Annotated in this window: 7 protein-coding genes and 2 pseudogenes; 2 read left to right on the forward strand and 7 right to left on the reverse strand. The window is 53.7% G+C overall.

Annotated features, from left to right (window positions below):
- Window positions 1-107: 107 nt before the first annotated feature.
- The 6 genes from RUM8411_RS17625 to RUM8411_RS22875 all read right to left on the reverse strand — a co-directional run bounded on the left by RUM8411_RS17625 (window position 108) and on the right by RUM8411_RS22875 (window position 5,828).
- Window positions 108-1,064 carry an AAA family ATPase gene (locus RUM8411_RS17625; RefSeq protein ID WP_085824030.1) on the reverse strand — a complete coding sequence of 319 codons (957 nt, stop codon included), beginning with the start codon at window positions 1,062-1,064 and terminating at the stop codon, window positions 108-110.
- Between the two features lie 84 nt (window positions 1,065-1,148).
- A complete protein-coding gene (locus tag RUM8411_RS17630) occupies window positions 1,149-2,075 on the reverse strand; it encodes a hypothetical protein (RefSeq protein WP_085824031.1) in 927 nt (308 codons plus the stop codon).
- Window positions 2,076-2,211: 136 nt separating this feature from the next.
- Window positions 2,212-2,919, reverse strand: a complete 708-nt coding sequence (locus RUM8411_RS17635) for an IS6 family transposase (RefSeq protein ID WP_085824032.1) — start codon at window positions 2,917-2,919, stop codon at window positions 2,212-2,214.
- Between the two features lie 205 nt (window positions 2,920-3,124).
- Window positions 3,125-4,483, reverse strand: coding sequence for an ATP-binding protein (locus RUM8411_RS17640; protein WP_085824033.1), 1,359 nt, complete (start codon window positions 4,481-4,483; stop codon window positions 3,125-3,127).
- Window positions 4,483-5,142 (reverse strand): response regulator transcription factor, encoded by a 660-nt coding sequence (locus RUM8411_RS17645; protein WP_085824034.1) that lies wholly within the window; start codon window positions 5,140-5,142, stop codon window positions 4,483-4,485. The genes RUM8411_RS17640 and RUM8411_RS17645 overlap by 1 nt, the downstream gene beginning before the upstream one ends.
- A 38-nt stretch (window positions 5,143-5,180) precedes the next feature.
- Entirely contained in the window at window positions 5,181-5,828 is a 648-nt protein-coding gene (locus tag RUM8411_RS22875) for a PepSY domain-containing protein (RefSeq protein ID WP_200818603.1), read from the reverse strand.
- A 205-nt stretch (window positions 5,829-6,033) separates the two neighbouring features.
- On the opposite strand from RUM8411_RS22875, the gene RUM8411_RS22880 reads away from it, so the two are divergent.
- The gene (locus RUM8411_RS22880) at window positions 6,034-7,287 is read left to right on the forward strand and encodes a hypothetical protein (RefSeq protein ID WP_200818604.1); all 1,254 of its coding nucleotides are present in this window, start codon (window positions 6,034-6,036) and stop codon (window positions 7,285-7,287) included.
- Between the two features lie 736 nt (window positions 7,288-8,023).
- Here RUM8411_RS22880 and RUM8411_RS17665 read toward each other — a convergent pair.
- Window positions 8,024-8,404 (reverse strand): annotated as a pseudogene (locus tag RUM8411_RS17665) (DDE-type integrase/transposase/recombinase); the annotation flags it as partial.
- On the opposite strand from RUM8411_RS17665, the pseudogene RUM8411_RS17670 reads away from it, so the two are divergent.
- A pseudogene (locus tag RUM8411_RS17670) lies at window positions 8,385-8,517 on the forward strand (recombinase family protein); the annotation flags it as partial. The pseudogenes RUM8411_RS17665 and RUM8411_RS17670 sit on opposite strands and share 20 nt — an antisense overlap.

The raw sequence follows: 8,517 nt of genomic DNA on the forward strand, positions 1-8,517 counted from the left end.
GGGCAAGGCAGCCACTAGGGGATTTTCGTGGTCGGCTAACGCAAGGTGCCGCAATGCAATCAGGGCATCTGTTGTAAGACTTACGCCTGCATGTGCCAGCGCACCCCTCACAGCGGTTCGACCGTATTTAGTATGTCGGCCACCAGCTCGCGCGGCTTTTTCCCATCCGCTACCGCCCTCCAGGCCAGTACCATCCGGTGCGCCAGCGCATCCGGTGCAACGGCGGCCACATCCTCGGGCAACGCGAAATCTCGGCCTCGCAGATAGGCGCGCGCGCGCGCCGCCGAAGCCAGAGCCAGTGACCCCCGAGGTGAGACTGCATGTTGCACATGTTCGGCAAACGGGCCTTCGCGGGTCGCGGTCACGAGACGCACGATATAGTCTCGCAATTCCGGCGCCACATGCACCGCCTGTGCTTCAGCGCGCGCAATCATCAATTCCGCGAGCGTCATCTTTTGAACATCTGGCGGACCATCCTGCGTTTCAGCAATGACCAAGTCGAGAATCTGACGTTCCGTTTCCAGATCCGGCAAGGTCAGGACCAAATGTAATAGAAATCTGTCCAGCTGTGCCTCGGGCAAGGGAAATGTCCCGTCATGTTCGATCGGGTTTTGTGTGGCGATGACCAGAAACGGGTCCGGCAGAGCGTGTGTTTCGTTGCCAACCGTAACCTGATGCTCTGCCATGGATTCCAACAGTGCGGACTGCACCTTTGGTGGAGCTCGGTTGATCTCGTCAACAAGCACCAAAGTGTGAAACACAGGCCCCGGTACAAATTCAAATCGCCCCTCCTGGGGCTGGTACACAGGCGTTCCTGTCACGTCAGAAGGCATCAGGTCCGGTGTGCACTGGATACGGGCAAAGCTGCCCTCGACAGCGTTCGACAGCCTTTTGACCGCGCGCGTTTTTGCCAGCCCGGGCGGTCCTTCCACAAGAAGGTGACCGCCTTCCAGCAACGCGATCAGCAAGGACTCCACCAGATGCTCGTGACCAATAAGCCCCTGCGACAAATACCCCGACAATCGCGCAATCGCGCGCGGCGGGTTTTCTGACCTTGTGTCCATATGTCCTCCCATAGACCCCGAGGGCACAATACCTGCGCTCAGGCTACCCGGAGTCGCCCGTTCAGCAAAACACAGCAGATGGTATTACCTGGGCACGAGGACGGATGTTGAGCAGCCTTCGTCAAACAAGGCTGCAAATTGTGGATCAGCCAGAGTCTCATCCGCCTGAGCCCAAAGGTGATCGTATTGCCGATCAATGTAGTCGATAAAGCCTGGGTCAATGGTTTGATCCGCAGGAGATTGCGCGACGGCGTGCATCATGAAGATGTCAAACGCACACAGACCGCTCGGGTTCGAATTCAACAGAGCGCGCATAAATTCATGCGAACTCCACGGCAGTCGCTGCAAGTTCACAGGCGTTTCCTGCAGCTTGGACAAGAACCCAGTGGACTTATCATATAACAAGATGTCCATGCCAAATGTGAAAGACTGAAACAACTCTTCCAGCAGGATCGATTTGTGAAAGTCCTTCTCAAGCTTGCCCGGGCGATCATGCGCCGGTTGCTTGACTACGATATGGGTCCCCTGCCCCCGACGACCAAAAAAAGTCTGCGCCATCGCCGGAGACGTCACCAAATAGGCGCGCCCCTGAGGCAACCCAAGCTGATGTACTTCACTAAGCCAGTCAATATCAGCTGAAAGATCGCGATTGGGAGGGTATCCAGAATATAGCCGCAATATCACAGTTCGGCCGGTTCCGCAGTCCCGCGCTGAAAGCCCAGCGTAACGCATCGGGGTCGGGTGACCAAAGCTGTGTTTCAGCAATTCTCGAAATGTATTCAAAACTGCCAAAGTCTGTGGATGCGGCCTTTCGCCTACAAGGCATAGGGCTGCACCCACCAGATCGCGCCCGTTTATGTGAACGGGGATCGCCATGTCGCGCCCCAACATCGTTGAGCGCAGTTCATACCCCCATCCTTGCTGCGCAAGCTCGATATAGTCGCGTTTATCCGCATGAAGCGTGCCCGCAAAAGCAACAAGCAAAATGATTTGCAACAGAAGATAGCGCATGCAATCCCTCATGAAGTGGAGCGCATCGTATCCAGAATACCCACACCATCCAATACCGGTCCTTCATAATCATCGCAGCGAATGGTGCTGTCAGACCAATTCGAACCAGTCTCTGTTTACCCCTAAATGCCGGAACTTATGCTGAACAAAGTTGGCGCCACTCGGAGAGAGCAGCGGCGCGGTTGAACTTGAAATTGTCTCTGCTGTAGAGGGCGCGTTCCTGATTGAAATGGTTGTGGACGGAAGAATGAACTGCGGCGAACTTCTGCAAACATCGCATTTGCCTGAAGCGGAGCATCGCACGTTCTCGTCGTCGAAATGGCAGATGGGAATTCTCGGCCCGATTGTTCAGCCAGCGGCCGGTCTCTTGCCGACTACCGTTCCCGACAACTCTCATCGCCGCGCCATAAGACCGCAGTTTGTCTGTCACGATGGATTCAGGTTGACCGTAGCGTTTCATTGATTTTCTGAGGAATTTCAACGCAGCTTTGCGGTCACGGCGCTTGGTCACATAACTTTCCAGCACCTCGCCTTCGTGATCCACAGCCCGCCATAGGTAGTGCGTCTCGCCATTGATCTTCACGAAGACCTCGTCCAGATGCCACTGCCAGTTCGAATAAGATCGCATCCGATTGACCCTGTTTCTGCGGATCTCTGCCGCGAATATCAGGCCAAATCTGTTCCACCAATAACGCACAGTTTCGTGGCTGATCTCGATGCCGCGCTCGTGCAAAAGATCTTCAACATTGCGAAGCGAAAGCGGAAACCGAACATACATCATGACGGCCAGACGAATGATCTCGGGTCGCGTCTTGAAGTAGCGAAAAGGGCTGCGTTTTGTCATCCTGCGACGCTAAGTGCTCGCCCTGCCCGCCTCAATAAGTTTCTTCTGACAGTGCCATTGCGGGTGCAGCCTGTTCATTCTTGAACCACAGCAGGCTTCGCCAATCTGTTTACCCTTGAAAGGGTTTCAATTGGTCATGGGTAAAGATTGCGAAGGCCACCTCAGGCAGGGCTTTTTTCAAAGACCAAGGACGAAGGGTATCCTATTAACACACTTGCGCGGGCGTCGGTTTTATGTTGGTCGGGATCACCACCCGACTATTCAATCCACCCAGGGAGTCCGATTTCCCCAATTCGAGCCGGGCACCGTAAGCGTTCAGCAAATCAACTGCAATTGCCAATCCTAGCCCGCTGCCTTTGAACGAGGTATCAAGACGCCCCCCGGATCGCAGCGCTTCGGGCCGTGCATCTTCTGGAATTCCGGGGCCGTCATCTTCGATGCAAACTTCGATACATCCTGCCCGGCGCTGTGCTGTCAGTCTTACGGTGCTTCGACACCATTTGACTGCGTTGTCTAACAAATTTCCAAGAACCTCTTCAATATCCTGAGTGTCCATGCGGACCCAGAGTTCAGGATCATTATTGATTTCAAGGGTTTTCCCATCTCTCTCAGCCATTGTTGAGAAAAGCCGTATTAGTCGGTTGACCGAATTTGAAACATCTGTGCGAGAATGCGTCAGCTCTGCTGTGTTCATCGCCCGCAGCCGCGCAAGCGACCGACCGAGTTGAGCATCAATCCGATCCAAAGCCTCCTGAGCGATTCCAGTGCTGATATCGCTCTCGGTCATGCCTTGCAGTTCGTTTCGCAGAATGGCCGCTGGTGTTTTCAGAGCATGAGCGAGATCGGCAGCGTGCCTGCGAGAGCCGGAAACGATGTCCCGATTGCGACGTAAGAGCTGGTTGAGGTCCTCGACCAGAGGGGCCACCTCTTCGGGATAATCCGCCGGGTCGAGGTCGTCATCAAAGTCCCATCGGTGAGACACATCCGTTCGCAGTTTTTGCAGTGGCCCCAGAATAAACGTCATAAGCAGCAAAGAACCCGCAACACCAATAAGGCCGACAAGCCCAAATACGGGAAGCAAACTGCGCTGAGCTGCCCTACGTTCATTGAGCAGTTGGGACTGGCTTTCGGCAACGCTGATGCCCCAAATGGTTCCATCCTCGTATGAAATTGTTTGATAGGCGCTACGAAGCACTTCGCCTTCAGGCCCAGAAGTGTTCCAAAGTGTGGCGTTTTCAGGAGAACCGGACGGTTCCGCAATGGTTTCGTCAAACAGCGAAGCGGACGTGAAAATATCTCCATCCGCGTTTGAGATTTGCCAGTATCGGCCTGAATATGGCGTGCTATAGGCCGGATCGAACATGATATCGCGCAAAGCATCGGGGTTCTGAGTTGTCACACTCAGCCCGACGACAAGTTGCGTGTGCCGGTCACGAAGCGCGGCGTCGAACTGACTTGAAACGCGAGAATCGATGTAAGAGAAAACAGCCAGCGTGCCCACACCAACGGATAAAGCCCCGGATGCGACCCCCCCAAACAAAGCCCGTTGACGCAGTGACAACATCAGCCAGAATCGACCATATACCCACGACCCCGAACCGTTGTGATTAAGTCTGGTCCCAACTTCTTACGTAGGCGATTGATGAAAACAGCAATGGTGTTTGAGTCCCGATCACCATCATATTCGTAGATATGCTCCGAAAGCTCAGTTCTTGGGACCATACGACCTGCGTTATGAGCCAGGTAGGTAAGCACCGCGATTTCCTGTGCGGTCAAGTCAACCGGAACCCCGTCGGCGGTCACCCGACCATAGCGTGTATCGAGAATGACATTCCCCATCTCGATCACAGGGTTCAACTGGCCGCTTTGACGACGCAGAATGGCGCGGACCCGCGCCGCCAGTTCCGGTAAATGGAACGGTTTGGTCATGTAGTCATCTGCACCTGCATCCAAACCATCGACTCGTTCGCTCCAGCCATCGCGGGCCGTTAGTATCAAGACCGGTGTCTTGATGCCGGCTCCCCGCCATTCACGCAAAACAGAGATGCCATCACGCTGCGGCAAGCCGATGTCGAGAATGATCATGTCATACGGTTCGGTTGATCCCAAATGCAGGGCATCAACGCCATTATTGGCAATGTCGACCACTCGACCCTCTGCGTTCAGCAGTTTTTTGACTTGATCGCAAAGGTGCGGTTCGTCTTCAGCGAGTAAAATTCTCATTTCTCGAATCTACAGGTGTGTGATCAATAGTTTAAACACTATTTTTTACCACCACCGTTCCCGCCAGAGTTCCCGTTCCCGTTTCCACCGGAGTTCCCATTCCCGCCGGAGTTTCCGTTCCCGTTTCCACCGGAGTTCCCGTTCCCACCGGAGTTTCCGTTCCCGTTCCCACCGGAGTTCCCGTTCCCGTTCCCACCCGAGTTTCCGTTCCCGTTCCCACCGGAGTTTCCATTCCCGTTCCCACCGGAGTTGCCATTGCCGTTCCCACCGGAGTTGCCATTCCCATTTCCGCTGTTCGCCTGGCTGTTGTTGGATTTCGCCTGGGAATTAGCGTTGGCAGAGTTACCTGTTCCGGATCGAGCCGCGTCGGAGATCTGGCGTCCAACAATAGAACGATTGGGCACTACAACGCCCGTTTGAGCATTGACGATGACGCTGATAATTTTTCCGTCGGGTTTTTTGACCAGAATGCGGTAGTAAACTTTGTCAGCCTGAAAGGCGCGGGCGTCCACCGGGGTTCCGCCAAAGACCCTTTCCACACCTTTGATGACTCTTTTCAGCCGAATGGCGCTGCCGGATGTTGTCGCTTTGCGCAATTCAGACTGTTTCAATTCACGCGCAGCAGTATGCCCCTCTCCAGCCTGGAGAAAGGCGAACAGACAAGCGATGATCAGAAGCTTCTTCATCTTCAATACTCATTATCGCGCATGCACCCCAAAAATCTACTGGTTTCAAGGTGAACTGGCGGTGAACGGCCAGTTAGTCGCGGGTTCAACGATAATGGGTTTTAATCTGGGCGTTGGTCCCTGATTCCGACACAAACCCCAGCGTTTTCGGAACGTATGTTACGCGCTTTTAGATGAGATATGCATTCAACAAACGAGGATTGTCATGAAAACCAAATTAATCGGCCTAATGAAGGTTTCCTCTATGGCAATTTCCTTACTGGGGTCCACAGCGATTGTTGGAGCGATCGTACCGCCGGATGTTGCCTTCGCAAAGGAAGGCAATGGAAACGGCGGTGGTAAAGGAAACGGTGGTGGCAACGGTAGTGGAAACGGCAACGGTGGCGGAAACGGCAACGGTGGCGGAAACGGCAACGGCAACGGCAACGGTGGTGGAAATGGCGGCGGGAACAGCCAAGGCGATGGTGGCGGCCATGGAAAAGGTCACAACAAGGGTGGCGGATCTGCCGCGTCTAAGGGTGACACAAGTAAGGCTGCTGGAAAGTCACGCCGAAACACTTCAGGATCAGGGGCTTCCAAGTCGAAATCTTCGAAGGGCGGAAAATTCTCTCTGAAGGGCCTGATGACCGGGAGCAAAGGCAAAGCCAGCAACAAGAAGAGACAAGGTGGCATCAGGAGCTTGTTTAAAGGCAACAAGACGCTCAACACCAAAGCGCAAACAAAAAAAACAACAGTTAAGAAATCTCTTAGACCCGCAAGTCGTAAAGCAAAGTATCTTGAGGATGGTACGCTTAATCCGCGCAACCTTGGCAAGCTGAACGGTGCTATCAACTCCAGCGTCAATGCAAAGCTCGCGCATATTGCCAATGGTCAGTTTACGAAGGGTACCGGGCCGGTCAGTCTTGCCGCCGGTCTCGCTGTAGCGGACGCCAAATTCAATCACGCCATGGGGGAAGACAATCCATACAGCCCTGAGGATGTAAAAGAAATCTCAGCGGCATTTGGGTATTTGGACGAAGCCCCCATGTCCCTGCAAGAGGCCAAGGATGTTCTGGCTGACGAAGCAGCGAATCCAGGAACAACTGATCCTGATGTCTTGGATGACGCACAGAATGTTAAAGAGGCACACGACGTAACCACCGATGACGCCGGGAACCCGATTGATCGCCCAACTGACGATCAACAGGCTGCTGCAGAGGCAGTGCATGAAGCAGAGGACAGCCTCCTGGGCCATTACAAGGGTGACTTTTCTGACGACGACACCGTCGCAATGCAACAGCAAGATCGCGTCCTTGACGCCGTGCGGGCCTCCAACCCTGATGACGAAGCGGTCAAAAGCACGCTTGGTGTTCCGGATGAGGGATACGATGATTATGATGATGACGTTAGCACCGATCCAGTAGCAGAAGACGAGACCTCTGACGAGGAATCGGAAGAAGAGCTTGCAAATAACGGTTAATCGCTACTCAGAAAACGGGTGACGAAGTCGTAGAGGCAGCTAGTGCCGCTTCTGGCGACTTCTTTTTCCCATTTCTTCTCCACGAGCGACACTTAGAAGGTTGTGTCCAGCACGACGGCTTCAGGCAAAATATTTCCTGCTGGCCGCCCACTGTTTAGCAGTTTGTAGAGTTCAACGCGCCAATTCCTTCTGCACCCATCAAAAAAAACCCGCTCCGGCAGGAGCGGGCCTCTGCATTTAAGTTTTTCCGGGTAGGACGTGTCCCGGTAAAACTGCAGATGTCGTGACAGGAGATCAGGCGGTCAGGCGGTCTTCTTCGCCCCATCAAGTCGCTTATTGCTAATAATGTCCATCAAAGCACTTTCGATAGGAGGGAATCGACCAGTGTTCGACTTCGCGGTGTTTGAGAGCTCTATTCTTACGGTGGAACCAGTAGATCTCATGCTTTGGAGGACTTGATTCACAGAAGCAACTTCAGTGGCAGACTTCATCAGCTTTTCCCCTTACAAAGGACCAACGGATGGTTTCGCGTTTGGCCCGAGTGAGGGAGTATGCCTGACAGAGGTTGAACACTGAAAGAATACACTATTCACGTTCTGTTAATGTTGTTGCCGATGCGTAGACAATAAGTGCGCAGCCATCACTGTCGATTTGTTTTGCCGCACCAAAACACCACGCGAAATGGTGCTGTCAGACCAATTCGAACCAGTCTCTGTTTACCCCTAAATGCCGGAACTTATGCTGAACAAAGTTGGCGCCACTCGGAGAGAGCAGCGGCGCGGTTGAACTTGAAATTGTCTCTGCTGTAGAGGGCGCGTTCCTGATTGAAATGGTTGTGGACGGAAGAATGAACTGCGGCGAACTTCTGCAAACATCGCATTTGCCTGAAGCGGAGCATCGCACGTTCTCGTCGTCGAAATGGCAGATGGGAATTCTCGGCCCGATTGTTCAGCCAGCGGCCGGTCTCTTGCCGACTACCGTTCCCGACAACTCTCATCGCCGCGCCATAAGACCGCAGTTTGTCTGTCACGATGGATTCAGGTTGACCGTAGCGTTTCATTGATTTTCTGAGGAATTTCAACGCAGCTTTGCGGTCACGGCGCTTGACCCTGAATGTACTGCTGTCCTTTGCTCAGTTTGAACGGGAAGTCACCGCCGAACGTATTCGTGACAAGATTGCAGCGTCTAAGAAAAAGGGGCTTTGGATGGGTGGCAACCTGCCTCTCGGCT

The organism is Ruegeria meonggei, from assembly GCF_900172215.1.
GTDB classification, from domain to species: Bacteria; Pseudomonadota; Alphaproteobacteria; order Rhodobacterales; family Rhodobacteraceae; genus Ruegeria; species Ruegeria meonggei.

Coding starts and splice junctions, on each gene's coding strand:
- RUM8411_RS17625 (WP_085824030.1), bottom strand. CDS start 1,064: ATGGACACAAGGTCAGAAAACCCGCCGCGCGCGATTGCGCGATTGTCG.
- RUM8411_RS17630 (WP_085824031.1), bottom strand. CDS start 2,075: ATGCGCTATCTTCTGTTGCAAATCATTTTGCTTGTTGCTTTTGCGGGC.
- RUM8411_RS17635 (WP_085824032.1), bottom strand. CDS start 2,919: ATGACAAAACGCAGCCCTTTTCGCTACTTCAAGACGCGACCCGAGATC.
- RUM8411_RS17640 (WP_085824033.1), bottom strand. CDS start 4,483: ATGTTGTCACTGCGTCAACGGGCTTTGTTTGGGGGGGTCGCATCCGGG.
- RUM8411_RS17645 (WP_085824034.1), bottom strand. CDS start 5,142: ATGAGAATTTTACTCGCTGAAGACGAACCGCACCTTTGCGATCAAGTC.
- RUM8411_RS22875 (WP_200818603.1), bottom strand. CDS start 5,828: ATGAAGAAGCTTCTGATCATCGCTTGTCTGTTCGCCTTTCTCCAGGCT.
- RUM8411_RS22880 (WP_200818604.1), top strand. CDS start 6,034: ATGAAAACCAAATTAATCGGCCTAATGAAGGTTTCCTCTATGGCAATT.